The 22,608-nt window shown below is 46.0% G+C and carries 22 protein-coding genes; 1 reads left to right on the top strand and 21 read right to left on the bottom strand.

From position 1 onward, the window contains the following. Window positions 1-39 precede the first annotated feature (39 nt). From BM184_RS04285 to BM184_RS04185, 21 genes are all read right to left on the bottom strand, one after another. Window positions 40-426 carry a HesB/YadR/YfhF family protein gene (locus BM184_RS04285; protein ID WP_310793411.1) on the bottom strand — a complete coding sequence of 129 codons (387 nt, stop codon included), beginning with the start codon at window positions 424-426 and terminating at the stop codon, window positions 40-42. A gap of 21 nt (window positions 427-447) precedes the next feature. Then, window positions 448-1,080, bottom strand: a complete 633-nt coding sequence (locus BM184_RS04280) for a response regulator transcription factor (RefSeq protein ID WP_086941755.1) — start codon at window positions 1,078-1,080, stop codon at window positions 448-450. 44 nt (window positions 1,081-1,124) lie between these two features. Next, window positions 1,125-2,195, bottom strand: a complete 1,071-nt coding sequence (locus tag BM184_RS04275) for a sensor histidine kinase (RefSeq protein ID WP_086941756.1) — start codon at window positions 2,193-2,195, stop codon at window positions 1,125-1,127. Further along, window positions 2,192-2,926 carry a cell wall-active antibiotics response protein LiaF gene (liaF, locus tag BM184_RS04270; RefSeq protein WP_177208531.1) on the bottom strand — a complete coding sequence of 245 codons (735 nt, stop codon included), beginning with the start codon at window positions 2,924-2,926 and terminating at the stop codon, window positions 2,192-2,194. The genes BM184_RS04275 and liaF overlap by 4 nt, the downstream gene beginning before the upstream one ends. A 274-nt stretch (window positions 2,927-3,200) precedes the next feature. Next, complete coding sequence (gene greA / locus BM184_RS04265; RefSeq protein ID WP_068560186.1) at window positions 3,201-3,680, bottom strand: transcription elongation factor GreA; 480 nt, start codon at window positions 3,678-3,680, stop codon at window positions 3,201-3,203. Between the two features lie 253 nt (window positions 3,681-3,933). Beyond that, complete coding sequence (gene udk, locus BM184_RS04260; RefSeq protein WP_342746114.1) at window positions 3,934-4,590, bottom strand: uridine kinase; 657 nt, start codon at window positions 4,588-4,590, stop codon at window positions 3,934-3,936. A gap of 15 nt (window positions 4,591-4,605) precedes the next feature. Further along, on the bottom strand, window positions 4,606-5,778 hold the full coding sequence (mltG, locus tag BM184_RS04255) for an endolytic transglycosylase MltG (protein WP_086941759.1): 1,173 nt from the start codon (window positions 5,776-5,778) through the stop codon (window positions 4,606-4,608). 263 nt (window positions 5,779-6,041) lie between these two features. Next, window positions 6,042-6,380: a DUF1292 domain-containing protein gene (locus BM184_RS04250; RefSeq protein ID WP_086941760.1), complete on the bottom strand. Its 339-nt coding sequence runs from the start codon at window positions 6,378-6,380 to the stop codon at window positions 6,042-6,044. 85 nt (window positions 6,381-6,465) lie between these two features. Then, window positions 6,466-6,882: a Holliday junction resolvase RuvX gene (gene ruvX / locus BM184_RS04245; protein WP_086941761.1), complete on the bottom strand. Its 417-nt coding sequence runs from the start codon at window positions 6,880-6,882 to the stop codon at window positions 6,466-6,468. Further along, entirely contained in the window at window positions 6,879-7,148 is a 270-nt protein-coding gene (locus BM184_RS04240) for an IreB family regulatory phosphoprotein (RefSeq protein ID WP_086941762.1), read from the bottom strand. Before BM184_RS04240 ends, ruvX begins: the two co-directional genes overlap by 4 nt. A 212-nt stretch (window positions 7,149-7,360) precedes the next feature. Further along, the gene (alaS, locus tag BM184_RS04235; RefSeq protein ID WP_086941763.1) at window positions 7,361-10,012 is read right to left on the bottom strand and encodes an alanine--tRNA ligase; all 2,652 of its coding nucleotides are present in this window, start codon (window positions 10,010-10,012) and stop codon (window positions 7,361-7,363) included. 321 nt (window positions 10,013-10,333) lie between these two features. Continuing rightward, window positions 10,334-11,440 carry a DUF7278 family profilin-like fold-containing protein gene (locus BM184_RS04230; RefSeq protein ID WP_086941764.1) on the bottom strand — a complete coding sequence of 369 codons (1,107 nt, stop codon included), beginning with the start codon at window positions 11,438-11,440 and terminating at the stop codon, window positions 10,334-10,336. Between the two features lie 212 nt (window positions 11,441-11,652). Continuing rightward, entirely contained in the window at window positions 11,653-14,139 is a 2,487-nt protein-coding gene (recD2, locus tag BM184_RS04225) for an SF1B family DNA helicase RecD2 (protein WP_086941765.1), read from the bottom strand. Between the two features lie 123 nt (window positions 14,140-14,262). After that, complete coding sequence (gene mnmA, locus BM184_RS04220; protein ID WP_086941766.1) at window positions 14,263-15,387, bottom strand: tRNA 2-thiouridine(34) synthase MnmA; 1,125 nt, start codon at window positions 15,385-15,387, stop codon at window positions 14,263-14,265. Window positions 15,388-15,523: 136 nt separating this feature from the next. Beyond that, the gene (locus BM184_RS04215) at window positions 15,524-16,117 is read right to left on the bottom strand and encodes a TraX family protein (RefSeq protein ID WP_086941767.1); all 594 of its coding nucleotides are present in this window, start codon (window positions 16,115-16,117) and stop codon (window positions 15,524-15,526) included. 113 nt (window positions 16,118-16,230) lie between these two features. Continuing rightward, window positions 16,231-17,523, bottom strand: coding sequence for an O-acetylhomoserine aminocarboxypropyltransferase/cysteine synthase family protein (locus BM184_RS04210; protein WP_086941768.1), 1,293 nt, complete (start codon window positions 17,521-17,523; stop codon window positions 16,231-16,233). A 150-nt stretch (window positions 17,524-17,673) separates the two neighbouring features. Next, window positions 17,674-18,249 (bottom strand): xanthine phosphoribosyltransferase, encoded by a 576-nt coding sequence (locus tag BM184_RS04205; protein WP_086941769.1) that lies wholly within the window; start codon window positions 18,247-18,249, stop codon window positions 17,674-17,676. Between the two features lie 263 nt (window positions 18,250-18,512). Then, window positions 18,513-19,289: a formate/nitrite transporter family protein gene (locus BM184_RS04200; protein ID WP_086941838.1), complete on the bottom strand. Its 777-nt coding sequence runs from the start codon at window positions 19,287-19,289 to the stop codon at window positions 18,513-18,515. Window positions 19,290-19,560: 271 nt separating this feature from the next. Further along, window positions 19,561-19,908, bottom strand: coding sequence for a cysteine desulfurase (locus BM184_RS04195; protein WP_086941770.1), 348 nt, complete (start codon window positions 19,906-19,908; stop codon window positions 19,561-19,563). Between the two features lie 53 nt (window positions 19,909-19,961). Next, on the bottom strand, window positions 19,962-21,104 hold the full coding sequence (locus tag BM184_RS04190) for a cysteine desulfurase family protein (RefSeq protein ID WP_086941771.1): 1,143 nt from the start codon (window positions 21,102-21,104) through the stop codon (window positions 19,962-19,964). A gap of 30 nt (window positions 21,105-21,134) precedes the next feature. After that, the gene (locus tag BM184_RS04185) at window positions 21,135-22,226 is read right to left on the bottom strand and encodes a hypothetical protein (RefSeq protein ID WP_086941772.1); all 1,092 of its coding nucleotides are present in this window, start codon (window positions 22,224-22,226) and stop codon (window positions 21,135-21,137) included. Between the two features lie 134 nt (window positions 22,227-22,360). Between BM184_RS04185 and BM184_RS15380 the strand changes: the two genes are divergently transcribed. Continuing rightward, a partial coding sequence (locus BM184_RS15380) for a hypothetical protein (protein ID WP_409373506.1) occupies window positions 22,361-22,608 on the top strand: 248 nt, incomplete at its 3' end.

Here is a 22,608-nt window from a genome sequence, read left to right as displayed (position 1 = left end):
AAAAGAGGGCCTGGATCAAAAATCCAGCGCCCTCTTTTTCTATTTGTCCTCTTTATTTTGTGCGATGAAGTTATACTCCGGTTCGCGTTGTTTTTCATCGAATCCGACATACAGATCATAGCCATTAAAAAACCAATCATCTGCATCCTCTACATAATATAAAATGCCATTGTATTCGGCTTTTCCGATCGGCGATACTGGCTCATCCACATCAAGCCCAACGGAGAACCCTTCATGTATTTGGCTGCTGCCGTAGACCTTTCCAAGGAAACGAACCCCTTTTTTGCCTGAAATGCCCATTTCCTGTTCAAACCACTTTTGTGCGCGTTCACTGATTTCTATTTTCATCTGGTCGCTGATCAGATGATCAGCCTGCCCCCTCTCAATGCTATCTATCGTATTCATCTTATCATAAGGAAGCATCATTTTATAACACTTTGCTCAAAGTCACTGAATCAGATGATGCTTGAAAGCATAGATTGTGGCTTGGGTCCTGTCATCCACTTCCAACTTTGTCAAAATATTGGAGACATGCGTTTTGACTGTCTTCAGTGTGATGAAAAGTTGATCGGCAATGTCCTGGTTGGAGTAGCCTTGCGCTATGAGCAGCAACACTTCCCGCTCTCTGGCGGTCAGCTCTTCATGCAACGGACGGATATTTCTTTTCGAGAAGCGCTCCAGCATCTTATCGGTCACTTCCGGCTCCAGGACAGACTCGCCGTGGTAAGTGGAACGGATAGCATCCGCAATTTCATGCGCTGAAGAGGTTTTCAGCATGTAACTGGATGCCCCGGCTTCCAATGCCGGATAGACCTTCTCGTCATCGATGAAGCTGGTGACGATGATAATTTTCGCTTTCGGCCATTCATTCAATATCGCTTTTGTCGCAGCAATGCCGTCCATGACTTCCATGACCAGATCCATCAAAATGATGTCCGGACGCAAATTCAAGGCCATTTCATATCCGACCAAACCGTTTTCCGCTTCCCCTATCACTTCAATGTCATCTTGGATGGATAAATAAGCCGAGTAACCCAACCTTACCATTTCGTGATCGTCGATAATCAATACACGTATCAACCTGAACCCTCCTAAAGAAACTTTTTTCAAAAACTTCCGTCATCCTATTCAGCACTTGCATTGTTTGTATTCACATTGGTATTCGGGATCCGTATTTCGATCACGGTCCCTTTTTTGGGGAAACTGATGATTTTACAGCTCCCTCCCATTCCTTGCACACGTTCTTTGATGTTCATAAGGCCATAACTGCCGGATTTTTCAATCGAAGTATCAAAGCCGACGCCATCGTCATAAACCCGGAGACTGATTTCCTGCAAGGTTTGTTTCAGATACACTTCCAGATGGCTAGCCTTTGCGTGCCTCAGAGTGTTCGAAAGCAGCTCTTGCACAATACGGAATAAATGATCCTCGATGCCACTCATTGTATGCACATCATCGATTTCCCATTTGATCATGATTTGGACTTTCGACTTCAATTCCACCAGCAACTGTTCTATCCCTTTTTTCAGGGATTTCCCTTCGAGTTTGGTTGGACGAAGATGCAGGAGCAACGCCCTCATTTCCGACTGGGACTCATTGATGATCCCTTCTATAAGACGCATCTGTTTCTGTATTTTTTCCGGAAAATCATCCGCCCGCTCATTGACTGCGGATAACATCATCATGGCGGCAAAGAGTTGTTGGCTCACGGAATCATGCAGTTCCCTTGCGATGCGATGCCTTTCCTGTTCGAGTATTTCTTCTTTCGTTTCGTTGCCGATCTGTTTCGGATTTGCGCTTAAATGCTGCACTTCCCGGGAAAGGCTGAGCATCTTTTTCCGGAGCATTTCGATTTCGATATGGATCGCATGACAATACTGATCCAAAAACAATGATTTATCCCGCTTTTTGTTGAATACCGTATGCTCATAATTGCCAAGGTAAAGCCAATGCAGTTTGTCCTTGATGCGGTTTTCTTGATTTTTCAAGTAAAAGTGGGCGATCCAAGTTACAACGATGGCGGCAAACAGCATCAATACGATGATGTAAAGAAATGCCGGCACATAAAAACGATCCACCTCGATCAGTTCCTGATAGCTTAAATAGGGCCTCAGGGCAAATAAAACACCGCCCACGATCAATGCAAAGACTCCGAGTATCATGCTGAACAGAATCAAAACCGCGCTTCTCCTCATAGGTAGATCACCTCCAGATCACCCAGCAGGCTATTGGACACGATTTTGATTTTTCTGTTTGCCTCATCGTAGCCCTGACTGTATAATTTGACCGTTTCATTGGTCAAGTCAATTTCATCTTCATTGAATAAAAGCTGGCCTTTGATGGTGGAATGATGGACAGACACCCCTATTCCCAACGGTACGATTACCCTGGTCTTTCCGAACCCTTTGCGGATCAGAATGATATTTTCCTCTTTCGGCAACAACGTATTCCCCAAATCGATGATCGTATCGCCCATGAATACAGTCAGATTGACATCATCCCATTCATAGACATCCGTCCCGATACTGGTGTTTCCGATCCATTTCTGACGCTTTCTGGAACCGTTCCGCTGCTCCGGCTCTTTCGTTTTGACTGTACGGAATGCTTTTTCTTCCCAAGGAACATCTACATAAGCATCCAGCTTCAACTCAGACCAGATCCCTTTTCCATTGATGACAACGAACAGTATGAAAAGAATCAGCATCAGCCACACTGAGAAAGTGGAGAGTATGCTCATGCCTACCATGAACCAACCGACCAAGCCAAGAATCTGGCGCCGCTCGCCTTTAATGGTGCCGACTTTGATGAATATCAACCCGAACACAAAGACCAGCAGCAAATCTGTGTCCTGAACCAATTGAAACAGGACAGCCAACCCCAATAGCCCTTCAATGAGCAAAAATAATTTCAAGGCATTCTTTTTCATCCCAGGCCCTCCTTCCTCTATGGTGTTCCATAAAATTGTATACATTTCCCGCCGAATCTCAGCCTAAATATCTGCTTCCATTATAGATTACCTGGACCGATTTGACAGTGCGCTAAGGGTGGATTGTTCGCTAAGACTAAAGTCGTACAGGCCAACTGAAATCATGTACCCACTTATTATACCCGAAGAGTTGGAACTAAACATAAACAAATAGAGGGTAGGACAAAAATCATACGGAATGATTTTTGTCCTACCCTCTTCTTGATTGCTGTGTCTAAGCTTGTTCCACTCTGACGATCTTCACGTTCATATCGCCGCCCGGTGTACCAATGACAACTTCTTCACCGATATGCTTGCCCAACAAGGCTTTAGCGATCGGAGAATCGTTTGAAATCTTACCTTCAAGCGGATCTGCTTCTGCACTACCGACAATAATGTACGTTTCTTCATCGCCATCCGGCAATTCCACGAATGTTACTTTGCGTCCAAGTGAAACCATATCAGTGTCGACGTTTTGTACTTCGATGATTTCCGCAAAACGGATCATTTTTTCCAATGTAGTGATGCGGCCTTCAACGAAAGCTTGTTCGTCTTTCGCGGATTCATATTCCGAATTTTCGGATAAATCCCCATAGCTTCTGGCAATCTTGATGCGTTCAACGATTTCTTTTCTTTTATTCACTTTTAAATCTTCAAGTTCAGCTTCTAATTTAGCTTTACCTTCAGCTGTCATCGGATATGCTTTTTCGATCATAAGAAATATGCCCCTTTTAAGTAATGATTCAATATACAATATTCAGCACAAGTATGCAGTTCCCTTTTTATCTGTTGCTAGCTGTCCTCGAAAGTCAAACGGATCCGGAACAGGTAGCATGTCATCCAAAGAGAAATAATCATTTCCTGTAGCTCTATATCGTTAATTGTCTGCCTAATTAATAGTGAATATAAAATACCACTTAATTCCAGTAAAAGCAATTATATTTTTAAAATATTACAGGCATTTATTGTTATTCTGCATTTTCAGACAAAATTGAAGCAATTTTCGTGGTCATCAGATCGATTGCGACTTGATTTTGTCCACCCTCAGGAATGATGATATCCGCAAATTTTTTGGTCGGCTCGATGAATTGCTGATGCATCGGCTTGACCACTGTCAGATATTGGTGGATGACAGAGTCAAGGGTCCGGCCTCTTGATTCCATGTCGCGTTTGATTCGGCGGATGATACGGATATCATCATCCGTATCCACATAGACTTTGATGTCCATCAGATCACGCAGTCGTTGATCCTCTAAAATGAGTATTCCCTCAACGATTATGACTTCTTTCGGCTCGCGATGGATCACTTGATCGCTGCGCGTGTGTTTTGAATAGTCGTAAACCGGTTGTTCAATGCTCTCATATTGGATTAATTTCTTAAGATCTTTGATGAACAGATCCGTATCAAAAGCAAATGGATGGTCGTAGTTTGTTTTCAGGCGTTCCTCAAACGGTAGGTCGCTTTGATCTTTATAATAAAAATCCTGTTCCAACAGCAAAATGGAAACATCGGTAAACTTGTCTAAGATGGCCCGGCTGACACTGGTTTTCCCGCTTCCCGATCCCCCTGTCACCCCAATAACGATAGGTTTTTTCACTGGTGTATTCTTCCTCTCTTCTTGCAGCTCACTTTATTCGGCTTATTCGCTGTCTACGTATTGGCTTTGCAATTGCAAATGTTCTTCATATGTTTCGGAAAAATAAACAATGCCTGTTTCTGTGTCTGCAACGAAATACAGATAGGCTGTGTCCGCTGGGGACAATGTAGCTTGAATGGATCCTTCGCTTGGACTGTTGAACGGACCAGGCCCCATTCCTGTATTTTTATACAGGTTATATGGTGAATCTATTTCAAGATCCTCAAAAGTCACTAATTCCTTGTGTTCATTCAATGCATACAAAATACTGATGTCCGATTGTATCGGCATATCGATTTCCAGACGATTAAAGAATACGCCGGCAATGTTCGCACGATCTTCCGGAGTGACGCCTTCTTTTTCGACAAGCGAGGCAATTGTCAGAATTTCATGAAGCGTATGGCCCGAAGAAGCGATTTGCTCTGCATATGGCGTAAGCACTTCATTCGTCTTCTGCAGCATTTGCAGAATGACTTCATCCAAACTATTTCCGGTCATATAATCATAAGTCGCCGGGTAGAGGTATCCTTCCAGACGATAACGCGTATCGGTACGTTGGGAGGCTTCCGTCAAAATTCCAGGGTATTGTGCAGCAGCATTTGCCAAAAATTCCGCATCATTCACTTTCGCCAAAAATTCCTCTGCTGTGAAGTCCGTCTTCTCTTCGACTTCCGCTGCGATTTCTTCGATCGTATTTCCCTCTCTTACGATGATTTTGTGATCGCTCGATTGTGGCACAGGACTGCCGCCCGCTTGAAGCGTCGCAATGATGTCGTCCAGACTCATGGAAGGCGATAATTCATAAAATCCCGCTTGGAAATCAGAAACGTTTTGCGTCTTGATGTAGTAGTTGAAGATGGTCGCGTTTTTTATGACGCTGCCTTCTTCCAACAGTTGTGTGATCCCTTTTGTGGACGTCCCTATCGGAATTTCCACTTCAACGACTTCCGTACTTTCTGGCTCTAGTGGCTGAAGTGCGTCTGTTATATATTTGTAGCCGGCAAAGCCAACAATGACCCCTAACAGGATCCCTATCGTTACGATTGCAAAAACAATTTTCCGCACAAGTGACCGTTCTTTTTTGCGTATTTTCATTTTGTCTACGGCTTCTTTTTCCAATGTAGGACGAATGAGTTTTTTTTGCTCTTGAGGTTCTTGCTGATTATTTTGTGACAAAGACGAGGCCTCCTAACTTGAGTATGTGGCTATTTGTTGACTATCAGCCATTCGACTTCCGTAATTATACACGAAAACCTATATAAATTGAATCTTTTTTGTTATTTGCATAGACATATGGAGCATATTGGACAGTTTTCTCATCAGTTTTTCAGTTCGGATCCGGACCGCTCAAAAACAAGCCAGCGGCCACAAAACAAAAGAGGATCCAGACATCAATTGTCCCGATCCTCTCTTATCTTCTTTACAAGTCACTTACAATTTTATTGAAGGTCTTCGTCTTCCATAAATGTGTTCAGGACTTCTTCGATCATATCCCATTCTTCATCCGATTCGATTGGCTCCAAATCGCCTTCTCCGCCATCTTCTGTTTCAACATAGGAATAAGCCTGCAATTCGATTTCTTCCCCTTCAGGAGCTCCTGCTGGGTAAACCAGAACATAGGACTTTCCAAAATCTTCTGATTCGAAAGTGAACAGGATTTCGAATAACTCTTCATTCCCGTTCTCATCCACGATAGTGATGTGCTCGTGGTTATGGTCGTGATCATGATCGTGGTCGTGATCGTGATTATGGTCGTGATCGTGATTATGTTCAGTCATGGTGTGCACCTCTTTATCTAAGTATTGTTTTTATCGTTCAAACAAAGGATATTGTAACGCAAATAGGACAAAAAAACCACTCTCTTTACTGGCTGTCCAAATAATTCTGAAGAAGTATGACAGCAGCAAGTTTGTCGATTACCTTTTTCCGTTTTTTGCGGGAAACGTTTCCTTCATTGATCAACATTTTTTCTGCTTGGACAGTGGTCAGCCTCTCATCAACGTAATCGACCGGTAAGCCTAGCTCTTTTTCAAGCAACTTTCCGTAGGCGATGGAAGCTTCCGCCCGAAAACCGATGCTGTTATCCATGTTTTTTGGCAAGCCGAGTACAAACTTCTCAACTTCATACTGCTTAACCAATTCGGCAATCCGATCAAGTCCAAATTCTCCATTGGCCTCATCGATTTTGACGATTTCTATCCCTTGCGCCGTCCATCCCATCGGATCGCTGATGGCCACTCCTACCGTTTTTGATCCGACATCCAAGCCCATGAGCCTCATTGGATGATTCTGCCTGTTCCAGAAAGATAGCTTTTCACTAATTCTTCCATTATTTCATCACGTTCGTGACGACGGATCAAGTTTCTGGCATCGTTATGACGCGGGATATAAGCTGGATCGCCAGAAAGCAGATAGCCCACAATCTGGTTGATAGGGTTGTATCCTTTTTCTTCCAATGCGTCATAAACAAGGGCTAATGTCTCTTGTACATTCTTTTTAAGATTGTCATCAAAATTAAACAACATCGTTTCATCTTTCGAACTCATAGCGACACCCCAGTTTTCTTTAGTATATTTACCATTTTACAAGAAATCACAAAAAACTACAACAAAGAAATGACGCTGGCCTTTGCGGATCGGCGTCATAACTTGTCTACTCTCCTTCCTGTTTGTATATTCCGCATTTTTTTGCATACGGATCGGACTTACAAACTGGGGCAGGCATCCATTGTTGGATGCCTGCCCTAGGGAAAGTATGCTTATTTTGTATTGTCAGCGATCCAGACAGCAACGTGTTTCAGCGCATCCGGGATGCCTGCTGGATTATTGCCGCCGGCTTGTGCCATATCCGGACGTCCGCCGCCTTTGCCTCCAGCAAACGGAGCGAGCGTCTTGATCAGATCGCCGGCTTTCAGGCCTTGTTCCAACTTGTCTTTGGAAACTGCAGCCAGCATATTGACTTTACCGTCTGTAGCTGAAGCTGCCACGAAAAGGTCAGAGACAGCCTTTTGACGCCATTGGTCAGCCAATTGACGCAATGCATTCATATCTTGATTCTTTGTTTCATAGGTGATGTAAGTGACGCCGTTGACGGTTTCCACGTTCTCAAAGAGATCTTTGGCTTCGGCATTCATGATTTTTGCTTTCAAGGACTCGTTTTCGCCTTGCATTTCCTTCATTTCTTGCTTAAGTTGATTGATTTTACCGGCCACTTCTTTTGTTTGTTGGGCTTTCACAAGGTGAGCCGCTTCGTTCAATTCAGCTTCTTTTGTACGGAAATACTGATAAGCTGCCTGTCCGGTCACTGCTTCGATGCGTCGAACACCTGCACCTATTCCGGATTCGGACAAAATCTTGAAGACGCCGATATCCTGCGAATTTTGAACATGGACTCCGCCGCAAAGCTCGACTGAATAGCCGCCGACATCGACTACACGGACTTCTTTGCCGTATTTCTCGCCGAACAAAGCCATGGCGCCCATTTCTTTCGCCTTATCGATGGTTGTTTCGACAGTCACAACCGGCAAGGCCTCCCAAATTTTTTCATTCACGATTTCTTCCATCCGCACCAACTCTTCTGCTGTTACTTGGCCGAAATGCGTGAAGTCAAAACGAAGCTGATTCGGATTCACCAACGAGCCCGCTTGGTTGGCATGATTTCCCAAAACATCCTTCAGCGCTTGGTGCAGCAGATGCGTTGCTGTATGGTTTTTCGTGATGTTTCTTCTGCGGGATTCATCCACGTGCAGAACATAAGTTTCGTTCGAATGGATTTCCTTCAGGACACGCGCGATGTGCATCGTTTGGCCATTAGGAGCGCGTTTGACATCTTCGATTTCTGCAACCACTTCACCAGTTTCGGTTTCGATTGTTCCTTTATCCGCAACTTGTCCACCCATTTCTGCGTAGAAAGGCGTTTCGCGGAAAATGATCTGAACGCGATCGTCTGCAGCAGCTTTCTCGACGATGTCGTCATTCGCCACCATCACTGAAAGCTCGGATGAAATTTTCGTTTGAGCATATCCTGAAAAAGTGCTCGGAACCAGTACTTCAGCCCAGACTGGGGATTGCACGGAGAAGGAGTCTTCCACTTGTCTAGCTGCACGGGCGCGGTTCCGTTGCTCCTGCATCTCCTGGTTAAATCCTTCTGTATCGACTTTGAAGCCTTTTTCTTCGGCATATTCGCTCGTCAATTCCAACGGGAAGCCGTATGTATCGTACAGTTTGAAGGCATTTGTGCCGTTTACGACCGTTTCGCCCTTTTCGTTCATCTCTTCAAAGACGCTGTTCAGGATGTCCATCCCTTCGTGGATCGTTTCCTGGAAACGTTGCTCTTCATTCGTGATGACTTTGATGATGAAATCCTGGTCAGCTTTTACTTCTGGATAATAGGATTCCATAATATCTGCCACAACCGGAACCAATTCGTTCAGGAACAATTTTTCGATGCCCAATTTTTGGCCATGCATGACAGATCGGCGGATCAAGCGACGCAAAATGTAGCCGCGGCCTTCATTGGACGGCAAGGCACGGTCTCCGATCGCAAAACTGACGGCGCGCACGTGATCAGCGATGACTTTGAAGGAAATATCCAGCATTTTGTTTTCGCCGTATTTCTTGCCGTCACTCAGCGTTTCGATTTTTTTGATTATCGGCATGAACAAATCCGTTTCGAAGTTGGTCGGTGTGTTTTGGACTACGCTCGTGACGCGTTCCAGACCCATCCCCGTATCGACGTTCTTGTGCGGAAGCGGCTCATAGGTGCCGTCCGGTTTGTGGTTGAATTCGGAGAACACAAGGTTCCAGATTTCAAGATAGCGTTCATTTTCACCACCCGGATACATTTCAGGGTCACCGTCAGGCAAGTCTTGGAATGCTGGGCCGCGGTCGTAGAAAATTTCCGTATCCGGTCCGCACGGGCCTGCACCGATATCCCAAAAGTTGTCCGCGATCGGAACGATATGATTTTCCGGCAAACCGACTTTTTCCTGCCAAATGCGTTTCGTATCCGTATCTTCAGGGTAGTAAGTTACATAAAGCAGCTCCGGATCGAACGCCAACCATTTTTCGTCCGTCAGGAATTCCCAAGCCCAAGGAATCGCTTCTTCTTTGAAGTAGTCCCCGATCGAGAAATTCCCCAACATTTCGAATAAAGTATGGTGTCTTGCGGTCACGCCAACATTTTCGATATCGTTTGTGCGGATGCTCTTTTGGGCATTGGTGATGCGCGGATTTTCAGGAATCAATGTGCCATCAAAATATTTTTTCAATGTCGCTACGCCTGAATTGATCCATAATAAAGTAGGGTCGTTGACGGGTATCAGCGAAGCACTCGGCTCCACTTTTGACCCTTTTGTTGCCCAAAAATCAAGATACATTTGACGGATGTCACTGCTTGTCAGATTCTTCATTATTACCTTCCTTTTCTCTTCATTGTTTTTTTGAGTGAACAAAAATAAAAAACACCCCACTGCATACAAGGACGAATCACGCGGTACCACCTTGTTTGCAATGAAATGTTTTGATCATTCATTACCTCTCGGATCCGTTAACGCTGGAAGCGATAGTATTTCTACTATATTCACGCAAAGGGAGCATAAACGGATGCGTTTCCTTTCACCAAACAGAAACTCTCTTTTGTTATCCATTCCTATATCCTCTGCTTCAATCAAAAACTAGTATAACCAAAATCCCGTCCGCATGCAAGCAGTTCTTGAGAAAATCGGCACAGGTCAGATTTCTATGCGGATGGAACGTCTGGCGCAGTAATAGCCGGGTGTCAGCGGCTCTTGCCGCTTCTCATTTAAAGCATCCGCATGGTTTTCATAATAGGTAGCGTATGGCAGTAGTTTCTCCAGAATATTCTCGGCTTGGATGGAAATCCAGCCGCCCTTGACCAACAAGCCGTCTTCGACGAGTTCCGGTCCCCAACCCATGTTTGCGATTTCCAGACCGAACATGTTTTTTTTGTAGAGATGACTGTCTTCCGGTTCGAACAGGTTGCGATGCAACTGATTGCCCCAACGGAAAAGCCTGCGGGTCGACGCCCCGCAGCAATATTCCCATTCATTGCTGGACAGCAATCCCATGCCGTCTTTCTCCAATTGCTTGCGCATCTCTGCATAAGTGGTCTGGTAAGGCGCGAAAACCGTGTACGAATCCAAGTCTTCGTTCTGCCTCAGGAAGAAATCATCGTTTTGGACCAGATGTGCCGGAAAGTCCGCAAATACCGAGGAGCCGTTTGCGCTCGGCATCAAAGCCTGATGAATAGCCTTCTCGTGTATGTCGAACCAATCGCGCTGGCCTTCAAATTTTCCGTTTATGACTGCATAATTCCCGACTTTCGTCATTCCAACATAAGTCGGACTGACTTCCACCAAAAGCGGGGGGATCTCTGTCGTCCGAAGCTGGGACATTTGGCTGTTGACCAAATCTTCCAATTCCTCCAAAGAATGGATCGGTTCGATTTTCTTCTTCATCCAATGATCGTCATGCAAAAACTCAGCGCCTTGAACAGACAGCTTCAGGCAATTTTCGATGGCGAGATACATCTCTTTCCTGTCGGAGCTGATGTCCAATGGATCCAGGCCGTTTATTCCGCTGTCCCATCCGAGGACGGCCTCCTTGTGCCCGGGCACAAAAACAAACGGTGCGCCGTTGATGTCCACTGTAAACGTCTCGGTCTTGATTCCACCCATCTGGTAATACGCCGGACAGATACCCGCGACAGGCAACAGGGGATTCACAAAATAACGGACAACGCTGCTGGCAAGAACAAGCTTGTGCTCCATCGGGATGTTCTTCCAGTTCGGATTCATCAATTGATCAAATAGTTCCATTATACCACTCTCTTCTTGTAGCTGTATTGGAAAACCAGTAACTTGCTTTACTGTCAGTATAGCAGAATATTGAGGCGGCGAGTAGTTAATTTCTATTTCGGAATCGACCGACTTTGGCTGCTTCGTTGATTGGAGCGCCCTGCGCTTAATGATTTTCTGGAAGCAGAAAAGTCCGCAGACACATTCTTCATTGCCTGCGGACTTTTCCCGGATTATTTTTCATTCATGAACATTTCCGGCGTTACATTTTCCATGCCGACCATCGGATCGATGCTCCCATCGGAAATCTGTTCGCTGGTCAAATGGTAGACGGGTACTATTTTTGGAGCTTTTTTATCTTCTGCTTTTAAGCTTGCGGATTCGGCAGTCGATTCAGCAGATTGATTCCCAGCGTCGGGTGCCTTCCTTTCCTTGCTCTCGGCAGGTTCTTCCGCAGTGAAGACCTTGTCATTGTTTAGGTTCCGTTCCAGTTTTTCATGCAGCATCGTTTTCCGGATATCGCCCGTGCTTACAACAGCCGTTTCGAAAGCTTCGTAATCCCCGCACAAAATCAATTTGCTTTTGCTTCTGGTGATGGCTGTGTAAAGCAGATTACGCCGCAGCATCCGCCCGTACTGCTTCACCATCGGCAGAATGACCATCGTAAATTCGCTTCCCTGGGACTTATGGATGGAACAGCAGTACGCCAACACAAACTTGTTCCAATTGTTCCGATTGTAGGTGACCTCGACTGTATCGAACAGGATCGTGATCTGATCGACTTTCTCTTCCGTTTCCTTTGCGAATTGGATGGCGGTGATTTCTCCCATGTCCCCGTTGAAGACGTTATTTTCCGGCTGGTTCACCAACTGGAGCACTTTGTCGCCTACCCGATAGACAACATCAAAAAAAGCGACTTCCCGTCTTTTCTTGTTCCCTTTCGGATTGAAGATTTCCTGCATCATCGTATTGATGGCATCAATACCGGCAGCGCCTTTGTACATCGGCGCCAGAACCTGGATATCCTTCGCGGTGAAACCCTTTGATTTCGCCTTTTCGACGACTTGCCGGATCACCGGTTCGATCTGATGCGTTTGGCAAGGCAGAAACGAGCGGTCAGCTTGATTGTTCCGGAAATCGCGGGGCAGGATACCGTTCTTGATTTCGTGCGCCAACGGGATGATCGAGGAATCGCCGGATTGCCTGAATATCTCGTTCAGCTCGACTTGCGGCAATGATTTGCAGTTCAATAGATCGAACAACACCTGGCCCGGACCGACCGATGGCAATTGGTCCTTATCACCCACAAAAAGCACTTGCATACCGGGCGGCACGGACTTCAGGAGCCTGTGCATCAACCACGTATCCACCATCGAAACTTCGTCGATGATCAACAATTTGCCTTCCAGCTCTTGCGTATAAAGCTCATCGGATTCCTTTTCCTGGCCCGTCAAGCCCAGCAAGCGATGAATCGTGCTTCCGGGCAAACCTGTCGTTTCCTGCATCCGTTTTGCGGCACGGCCAGTCGGAGCGGCAAGCAATATCGGGAAAAGTCCGCCTTTATAGTCGTTCGGGTCGTCCGGCAGATCGTTCAACTCGGAGAACATGCGGACGATCCCTTTCAGAACAGTCGTTTTACCGGTACCGGGGCCACCTGTCAGGATGAAGAACGGTGAAAGCAAAGCTGCTTTTATCGCTTCGATTTGGGAGGCCCCATAGCGGATCTGCAGGTTTGATTGCAGATTCTCGATTTCCAGATCCAAATCCACTCCTGGATAAGCAATTTTTGTTTTCCGTTTCAGCAGTCTGTCGATCGATGATGCGATGCCTTCTTCAGCGAAATAAAGGGATGGAATGGCAAAACGACTGTGATCCTCGACCACTTTCATGTCCATCACCATTTCCATCAACGCTTCGATGACAGGCGCATCCTCGATGATGAAGCGCCTGCTCTGCTCAAGCAGGTGGATCGTCCGTTCAAGCAGGACAGTCCCATCGACATACGTATCCCCGTTCGACAGGCAAAGTTCCTGCAATGTCGCAAACAAGCCACCCTTCAGCCGGCTGCTGTGGTCCGGAGCGAAGTTCAACTCCTCCGCCAATTGATCGGACTTCTTGAAACCGATGCCTTCGATGTCCTCAAGCAGGCGGTATGGATTTTCGTTCAGGACGGTCAGTGTTTCTGACCGATAAAAATGAAAGATATTCGCTGCCTGGTTATTGGAGAAGCCATAGTTCGCCAAAGCGATCAGGATCTTCTCGGTTCCTTGCGTCTGCATCAGGACATCGCGCATCATTTCTCTTTTTTTGGGCGTCATGCCGCTGATGTTTTTCAGAGCCTCAGGGTCATCGAGGATAACGTCGACTGCCTCCTCGCCAAAAGTCTCCACGATCTTTTCGGCTGTCCGTTTGCCGATGCCCGGGAACCGTTCTCCCGACAAGAATGCAATCAACCCATTTTTGGAGGTGGGTTTTTCCTGCTGATAGGAAGTGGCTTGGAATTGGACGCCGTATCGCGGATGCTCCACGATTTCGCCGAAAAAGCGGTAGGCTGTATCTTCGGTTATCTGCCCGAAGCTTCCCGTCACAACAATTTCATCATTTTTTTGCGGGAGATTCGATTCACTGACTGAAATCAGCATGACTTTGTAGAAATTACTCGCGTTTTCAAAGAAAATCGCTTTGATTTCTCCAACGATAAAGCCTTGTTCTGTATCCATCCGGATGATCCCCTCCCTTTTTTAAAATATTCAGACTTGTAACAAGATTCCTTAAGAACGATACCACAATTCCCGCCCAAATTAAAGAGAGGCCGGAGAAAAAACCGACCTCTCGCTTATTATTTAGATGTACTGCAGGACATGGTCGGCTTGATAGGCCTTGTCGATTGTGCCCCCACCCAAGCATTCCATACCGTCATAAAACACGACAGCTTGGCCAGGTGTGATGGCACGGACCGGTTCCGCAAATTCCACACGGGCGGTCGTTTGGTCTTCGTTCAGATAGACAGTGACCGCAGTGTCTTGTTGGCGGTAACGGAATTTAGCCGTGCAGGTGAAGACGGATGGCTTCTTGGTTTCGGAGGTGAAATGGATATCGGTCGCATCCAGACTGTCGGCGTACAGGTTTTCATGATGGTAGCCTTGCCCCACGTAAAGCGTGTTGGTCGTCAGGTCTTTGCCGATGACGAACCAAGGATCATCGGATTCCCCGCCGCCGCCGATTCCCAAACCTTTTCTTTGCCCGATTGTATAGTACATCAATCCGGCATGCTCACCCATCACGTCGCCGCTCAAAGTGACCATTTTCCCCGGGATCGCCGGCAGAAAGTTCGTCAAGAATTCTCTGAAGTTCTTCTCGCCTATGAAACAGATACCTGTAGAATCTTTTTTCTTGGCTGTCGCCAACCCCGCTTCTTCAGCAATGCGGCGCACTTCCGGTTTTTTGATTCCGCCCAGCGGAAACATCGTTTTGGAAAGTTGCTCCTGGGATAGCTGATTCAGGAAATAGGTTTGGTCCTTATTGTCATCCACTCCTCTGAGCAGATGAGCGGTACCGTCCTCGTCACGGACGACTTGCGCATAGTGCCCGGTTGCGACATAATCCGCGCCCAGTTCCATCGCGTAATCCAGGAATGCCTTGAATTTGATTTCCTTATTGCACATGACATCCGGATTCGGAGTCCTCCCCTTCTTGTATTCGTCCAGGAAATATTGGAAGACCTTGTCCCAGTATTCCTTTTCGAAATTGACGGAATAATAAGGAATACCGATCTGTTGTGCGACAGCCTGAACATCCTTGTAATCTTCCGTTGCCGTACAGAATCCGAATTCATCCGTATCATCCCAATTCTTCATGAAAATGCCGATGACGTCGTAGCCTTGTTCCTTCAAAAGCAACGCTGTGACAGAAGAATCAACGCCACCGCTCATTCCGACCACCACGCGTATTTTTGAATTGTCTTGCATGCCTATCACACCCTTACTTGATTTGTGTATTTTATCACTTCTTACAATATATAAGTTAAACCCGATACAAAAAAACAGTTTACACCATCCCGGCGCATATTTCAAGCTTTCTTGCCTTTCCGCAGACAACCCATTGTCACATCAGCTTGGCGATAAGCATCAGGACAATTTGATGAATCGGATAATAGGCATAGCCGGCCCATTTCGGCAGCGGTCTGATCGGGAAAGTAACCGGCAGGAGCATCGGAATGAGCGCCAAGGCAGCGAATGCCTGCAGCGAGGGGAATTGCAATCCATTCACCAGCAAAAACAAGACAATGCCCGCTCCGGTGTGTTTTTCCGACAGCACATAAATTGTCCAGCCCATCAAAAAGCCGTACAAGCCGTATTCCGTAAAATGGACCAAAAAAATTGCCGGCAAGATGAACCGGTAGTCTTTGATCGATAAGGCAAAAAGAGCCAAGGTGAACAGGATATTGAAGACATTCCCTGTTTGGGCGGTTATCGGCATGCTGATGAACCCGGTCAGGACCAGTCGCAGCAGATACTTGCGAAAATCACGCGTTTCCCTGACCCCTTTCACGGTTGTATACAAAAAACAGGGGAAGGCGATGCGCCCGACAAGACGAAGAAAAAGCAGTGAAGGGAACAGATAATAACCGATATGGTCGATCGTCATTGTAAGGATCGCAATCCATTTGATGAGTGCCGTTTTGTTGTTGTACGCCATCCTGTCACTTCCGTTCTTCTCAAATTGAATGAGTGAAAAAATCTTTTGCAATAAAGAAAACAAAGCAGAAAACCTTGGAAGGATTTCTGCTTCATCGTTAGGGGCACTTTCAATCAGACTGTATAAGGTTTTGCATCCAAATTCAAGTGTGCCAAAGCTTGCTCGATGTCTTCGATGATATCATCCACATTTTCAAGTCCTACCGAAAAGCGGATCAAACCTGGTGTAATGCCTGCTGCTGCCAATTGTTCGTCGGTCAGCTGTCTGTGGGTCGAACTTGCCGGATGGAGCACGCAAGTCCGGATGTCGGCCACATGCACTTCATTGGACGCCAATTTCAGACTGTCCATGAATTTGATGGCATTTTCCCGGCTTCCTTCGATCGAGAGCGAAATGACGCCGCAAGTTCCGAGCGGCAGATATTTATTTGCCAGTTCGTGGTACTTGTCGCCCTCCAAGCCCGGATAATTCACAAATTCGATTTTATCTGACTGTTTGAAATATTCAGCGACTTTCAGGGCATTGCTGCAATGTCTGTCCATCCTTACAGGGAGCGTTTCAAGCCCCAGATTCAACAAGAAGGCTGCGTTGGCGGTTGGGTATGCCCCCATGTCCCTCATCATTTGTACCCGTGCTTTTGTGATATAAGCAGCGTTCTCAAAACTTTCCGTATAGACGATGCCATGATAGGACTCATCCGGTTCGGTGAATTCAGGGAAATTGCCGTTTTTCCAATCAAAATTGCCGCTGTCGACAATGACACCGCCCATCTGCACTGCGTGGCCATCCATGTATTTCGAAGTGGAATGGACCACTATATCCGCTCCAAACTCAAACGGTCTGCAGAGGTACGGCGTCGGGAACGTGTTGTCCACAATCAATGGCACGTTGTTTTTGTGCGCAATCGTTGCCCATTTTTCGATATCCAGAACGGATAATGCTGGATTTGCGATGGTTTCGCCGAATACTGCTTTTGTGTTAGGTTTGAACATTTTTTGGATTTCTTCCTCGGGCAGTTCTTGATCGACAAAGGTGCATTCGATCCCGAAACGCTTCAAGGTTACGGCAAACAGATTGATGGTTCCGCCATAAATGGAGGCGGTGCTGATGAAATGATCGCCTTCCTTCAGGATGTTCATCAAGCTGATCATAGTGGCTGCCTGTCCGGAAGTTGTGCACAAAGCCCCTACTCCACCCTCCATCGCCGCAATTTTCTCTTCCACAGCTGCAACAGTAGGATTTGAGATGCGCGAATACATGTGTCCAGCAGCCGTCAAATCAAATAATTTCCCGATATGCTCAGTGGAGTCATATCTGAATGTCGTGCTTTGGTAAATCGGCAGAGCGCTTGGCTCACCGTTCCCTGGGTGATACCCTTCGTGTAAACATTGTGTTTCAATTCTCATTGTTGAACCTCCTCATTAAGATAATGCTCATAATCTCATGTATATTTAACATTTTACCACAATTCCAAAACGCTTTGTGGAGATATTGAAGCTTGATTGAAAGATCCTGAGGAACAAAAAAAGACAGAGCGTGTCTGTCTTCCGGACTTGCTATTCTTCGATGAACTGTACCGTACCGTTTTCAAAGGCCTTAATGCGCGCCAATGAATAGACATCCATGCCTTGCTCTTCCAGAATTTTTCTGCCTTTTTGGAAGGATTTCTCGATGACGATACCGACACCGGCAATCTCCGCTCCAGCCTGATTGCAGATCTCCATCAAGCCGTTGGTGGCTTGTCCGTTCGCCAAAAAGTCGTCGATGATAAGGACAGTATCGTTCTCATCAAGATATTGTTTGGAGATTGTGATTTCGTTTGTGACATCTTTCGTGAAGGAGTAGACGGTGGCTGAATAAAGATTGTCTTTCATCGTCAGACTCTTTTGTTTTCTTGCAAAAACAACTTTCACTCCCAATGCCAAACCTGTGAATACTGCGGGCACAATGCCGGATGTCTCCACCGTCAATATTTTGGTGATTTTTTTGTCGGCAAAATACCGTGCAAATTCATCCCCCAATTGTTGCATCAATACCGGGTCGATCTGATGGTTCAAGAAATTGTCCACCTTCAGCACGTTGTCCCCCAACACGATGCCGTCTTTCAGTATGCGTTCTTCAAGCAATTTCATAAAAAAATCCTCCTTCATCACATTTCGTTCTATCTATCAGCCGCTTGCGACAGTCGGCTAGCATGACTTATTTCCGTTTACAAATAACAGTAAAACAATACAGATAATCTTCGTTTTTGTCAACCATCCGTAAGCGTTCTCGCCGGTTGGGGCAAGCATCCGCCCGGAAAAACGAACAAATCTTCTTTCGGTCCGTTTTTTATCCGCAGAAAAAAACGAGAAGGATCCGGCATCAGGACCCTTCTCGTTTTCAGTTGTGAAGCTTAGTCTACGTATACTTCGGAATCTTTGTTCATCCATGCGTAAAGCAACCCGATGATCAATCCGCCGCCGATGTAATTTCCGATCATAGCGAAGAACCAGTTCGTCAGAACGCTGCCGACCGTCATCCCTGGCAAAGCGCCGCCGAACGCGAAAAACGCAAGGCTGAAGGAAGAGAAGTTGGCGATAACGTGCTCAAAGCCTAAAAATGCAAAGATGAAGATGATGAAGATGGTCGAGAAAAGTTTGCCGGCGTCATCCTTCATATGGGCGCTCACAAATACAGTCGTATTTACGATGACGTTTGCGAAAATACCCTCGGCTACCATCTGGATAGGCGTTTTGAGCAACTTGCCTTCAACTGCATGGAAGAGGAAGTGCTCAGCCGGTAAATCTTGGAAAATATTTGTGAATGACATGATGAATGATGCGATTGTGCCACCGATAAGGTTGAATAGGATACAAGCGAATAAAATTGCTAAAGCTCTTTTTGGCGCCAACACCTTGCGGTAAATGGCTGCTGTCATGTACATCATGTTGGATGTACCCAATTCTGTGTTCATGTAATTGATCATGACCAAAGACCATGCAAACATGAATGAGTAGAAAAATTTCCCGCTACCGGGCAGCATGTGTTCTGCTTTTTCAGCGACCATCACAGCGATTGATGTACCCAACGTCAAAAACATACCGGCAAGCATACATCTGATGAAATATTTTACTTGTGAAGTCTCAAATAAATGTGACTTCTTGAGGGCGCTTTTATCAACTGTGGTCATGGCTGCGCCTTGATATTTTTGTTCCACTTTCTTCATCTCCCGAATTGTTTGTGCGATTCTGAATAAGTATATCATATTTCATAGGAAATGGAATGAAAAAAATAGCGGTTTATATAATTATATTAATGTACTTATAGTGTGTATCGTGTTTTTTTGGTGCACATGGATCCAAACGGGTTTCATTTTTAATTTTGTTGCAAAAAAACCGGTCGTAAGAATTGCTCTTACAGAACCGGTCCTTAGCCATTATCGGACTCTTAAAAGAGTCTGGTCATTCAGTCACTTCAGCCAGGACGCCATTTTCGACCAGACTGTCCAATATATATTCCAACTGCTCTTTCGCAGCCGCCATGGTTGCTTTGCCATAAACATCCACCATCTTCAATCCGTTGCTCGTCGTTGTGGAAACTTTCAAAGTTTTCAGATCGGAAGCGACGACAATCTTCACTTTGATCCCTTGCTTATGCAGCACGCTGTTGTCCAAATCGCGGACCATTTGAAAATTGCCGTTTTTGGTTTCTTCAAAGCCATTGTCGCGCAAAGTGTAGCGCTTCACTTGTTCATTCATTTGGAAAGTTTTGCCTGATCCCTTTAAAGATACATTATTTTCGAATGCCATTTGCAGTCCTCCAAGATAACGTTTTCTCTATCATAACATACTTTTTTCTTTGTTCAGCCATTCTTGTATTGCTTATTGTGGATACTTTTCAGCAAGGAAATCAATGTGTCTGCCTCATCAGTTGTATTATCCGGTCCGAACGAAATGCGCAGGGATTCCGTTGCACGAGGGTTCCCTTTTCCGTACATGGCTTCCAGAACGTGACTCGGTTCAAGGCTGCCGGCTGTACAGGCCGATCCTGCTGCCAGCATGATTCCTTTTAGATCGCACTGGATCAGCATTTTGTCGGATCTCATACCCGGCAGCCAAAGGTTCAGAATATGGGGAACCCCTTCAGGATAAACGCCATTGCATTCAAATGGGACTCCGCTCTTTTCTAATTCGCTCAGAAAATAATTACCCAGTCCACGTTTTTTGCGGTTGCTCTCTTCCCTTTCGATTTCCATCAGAGCGATGGCCTTGGCAAATCCCCTGATATAAGGCGTATTTTCCGTACCGCCACGGTGGTCGTTTTCCTGACTGCCGCCATGGATGAAATTAGGCAGATGTAGGCTATTTTTGCGGTATAAAAATCCGATACCTTTAGGTCCGTTGATTTTATGCGCGGAAACGGACAACAGATCGATGTGCTGTTGCCTAACATCAATTGTCTCGCTGCCAAATGCCTGAACCGCATCCGTGTGGAAGAGGATGTTCTTCTCCGCTAAAAATGAACCGATTTCGGCAATCGGATTGATGCTGCCCACCTCGTTGTTTGCATACATCAATGAGACCAGGATTGTATCCTCGCGAACCGCATCCATCACGGATTGCAAAGTTACTCTCCCGGTATCGTCAACAGACAGATACGTCACCTCAAAGCCTAGCTCTTCCAGATAATGCATCGGATGCAGGACTGCGTGGTGTTCCGTTGCAGAAGTGATCAGATGTTTGCCTTTCCCTTCCAAAGCCAACGCAGTCGGTATGATTGCGGTATTGTTTGATTCAGTACCGCAGCTTGTGATGATGATGTCAGCCGGATCCGCCTTGACGGATGACGCAAAAATTCTGCGTGCTTGGTCGATATGCTGTCTTGTTCGTCTTCCAAGCGCATAGGTGCTGGAAGGATTCCCGTAATCTTCGATAAGCGATTCCTGAATGACTGCCACAACTTCAGGGCGCACCGGCGTGGTAGCGGCATGGTCGAAATAGATCAATTTGTTACCTTCTTTCTTTCACTTGTCTTTCTAGTTTTCAAAATAACTCTTCAGCCAACGGTACAGGCGCAGTTCGATGTTGGCATCCGTTTCCGGAGAGGAATCCTGGGCAACTGCCGGTCCCTGTCCCAGCAATTTCTTCGTTTCTTCAATATCGGCAAGGCAGAAAAACGCATAGGCCGCTCTGATTCTGCTGTTTGCAATCCAGTACCTTTTCAACAAAGGATGGGCTTGTATTTGGACGAATTTTCCCTTTGCAGCTTCGATCCTTCCGAACAACGCATCGCAAAACAAAGATTCCATCACATAAACCGGCCAATAGACCGATTCTTCGACTGGACGATTGGCTGAAAATGCCAGCAGCAAGCTATCGGCTTCTTCAAAATCCAAGTCCCCCAAAGCACGGACATAAGCGACCATGTAGAAGTAATCGACCAAGAAGCTTTTTTGATAATGCGGGTCTTTTAAGCTTGCGAAATAGGCATCCGGCAAATCAGCAAAGGGCACTTTTTCTTCGATGAGCTTTGCCATTTCCAATTGTCGGAACATAAGCTTGCGCGCGTGCAAAGATCGGCTTGCTTCCATCAACAAGGCCCCATCGTTCTGCGCCTTCGGAAGCAGATTCGCTAAAGCCATCCAGACAGGCACAAGACTGAACAAAACGAACAGGGAGCCCAGCTTCAGCTCCATCATAAAAGCCGATCCGTACAAGGATGCTCCCGTCAAAGCATTTGCCATAACGCCCCCCAGCAGATAACTGCGATACGGCAATTCCGCATAGTCCCCTTTCGGTGGCGCCATCAAGCATTGGCCCGCCAGCACAGGCGAGGCAGTCTGCATATGATGCAGGCTGTGATCCGTTTGGCTATATTTGTAATGTCTGACTTGAAAACTGACCAGCCGATAACCGCTCAGTTTTCCGAACAGAAAATGTCCCGCTTCATGAAGAAAAATATGCACGTAGATGGATAGGAACAAGCCTGCCGAAAGAATCGGAATGAGAAGGGGATCAAAAGACAAAAGCTTCCCCCAGTCGCTGAATCCTTTCGCGATCAGATATGCGTACAGCATGATGAAGGCAATTGAAATGTAGCTGGCAATTCTTAGAAATGACTTTTTCATAAAGTTCCCCCTACTCTTCCTCCCGTACTGTCAAAGTTTAGCTCTGCCAGACGTTCAATTTTGTATTTTTTCGTTGATTTAACGGGGTTAACGACAAAAACAACTTGCCACCCCCCAATTTTTGGTCAATAGTGATGGTAACGACACCGCACTATTTCCCCAAAAGAAAGGAAGATGACAAGTTGCTACCTCTATTATTAACCTATTTAGTTGATATTATCAAGCGTCAACGAATGATTATTCTTGCGTTGATGAAGTTAGTACTCCTGTTGACGCGAAACTCCCGCATGCCTCAGTTAACTGCTCCGGACAATTTAAATTACCAGAAGCTAAAGATCGATGAACTGCCCTTGATCGAAAAAGTTGATAAGTTGGACTATCG

The organism is Trichococcus pasteurii, assembly GCF_900112935.1.
In the GTDB taxonomy this organism is placed as follows: Bacteria; Bacillota; Bacilli; order Lactobacillales; family Aerococcaceae; genus Trichococcus; species Trichococcus pasteurii.
Note: the sequence above shows the minus strand (reverse complement) of the source record. Positions and strands in the feature narration are given on the sequence as shown.

Coding starts and splice junctions, on each gene's coding strand:
- BM184_RS04285 (WP_310793411.1), bottom strand. CDS start 426: ATGATGCTTCCTTATGATAAGATGAATACGATAGATAGCATTGAGAGG.
- BM184_RS04275 (WP_086941756.1), bottom strand. CDS start 2,195: ATGAGGAGAAGCGCGGTTTTGATTCTGTTCAGCATGATACTCGGAGTC.
- liaF (WP_177208531.1), bottom strand. CDS start 2,926: ATGAAAAAGAATGCCTTGAAATTATTTTTGCTCATTGAAGGGCTATTG.
- greA (WP_068560186.1), bottom strand. CDS start 3,680: ATGATCGAAAAAGCATATCCGATGACAGCTGAAGGTAAAGCTAAATTA.
- BM184_RS04250 (WP_086941760.1), bottom strand. CDS start 6,380: ATGACTGAACATAATCACGATCACGACCATAATCACGATCACGACCAC.
- ruvX (WP_086941761.1), bottom strand. CDS start 6,882: ATGAGGCTCATGGGCTTGGATGTCGGATCAAAAACGGTAGGAGTGGCC.
- BM184_RS04240 (WP_086941762.1), bottom strand. CDS start 7,148: ATGAGTTCGAAAGATGAAACGATGTTGTTTAATTTTGATGACAATCTT.
- alaS (WP_086941763.1), bottom strand. CDS start 10,012: ATGAAGAATCTGACAAGCAGTGACATCCGTCAAATGTATCTTGATTTT.
- BM184_RS04230 (WP_086941764.1), bottom strand. CDS start 11,440: ATGGAACTATTTGATCAATTGATGAATCCGAACTGGAAGAACATCCCG.
- recD2 (WP_086941765.1), bottom strand. CDS start 14,139: ATGGATACAGAACAAGGCTTTATCGTTGGAGAAATCAAAGCGATTTTC.
- mnmA (WP_086941766.1), bottom strand. CDS start 15,387: ATGCAAGACAATTCAAAAATACGCGTGGTGGTCGGAATGAGCGGTGGC.
- BM184_RS04215 (WP_086941767.1), bottom strand. CDS start 16,117: ATGGCGTACAACAACAAAACGGCACTCATCAAATGGATTGCGATCCTT.
- BM184_RS04210 (WP_086941768.1), bottom strand. CDS start 17,523: ATGAGAATTGAAACACAATGTTTACACGAAGGGTATCACCCAGGGAAC.
- BM184_RS04205 (WP_086941769.1), bottom strand. CDS start 18,249: ATGAAATTGCTTGAAGAACGCATACTGAAAGACGGCATCGTGTTGGGG.
- BM184_RS04200 (WP_086941838.1), bottom strand. CDS start 19,289: ATGACCACAGTTGATAAAAGCGCCCTCAAGAAGTCACATTTATTTGAG.
- BM184_RS04195 (WP_086941770.1), bottom strand. CDS start 19,908: ATGGCATTCGAAAATAATGTATCTTTAAAGGGATCAGGCAAAACTTTC.
- BM184_RS04185 (WP_086941772.1), bottom strand. CDS start 22,226: ATGAAAAAGTCATTTCTAAGAATTGCCAGCTACATTTCAATTGCCTTC.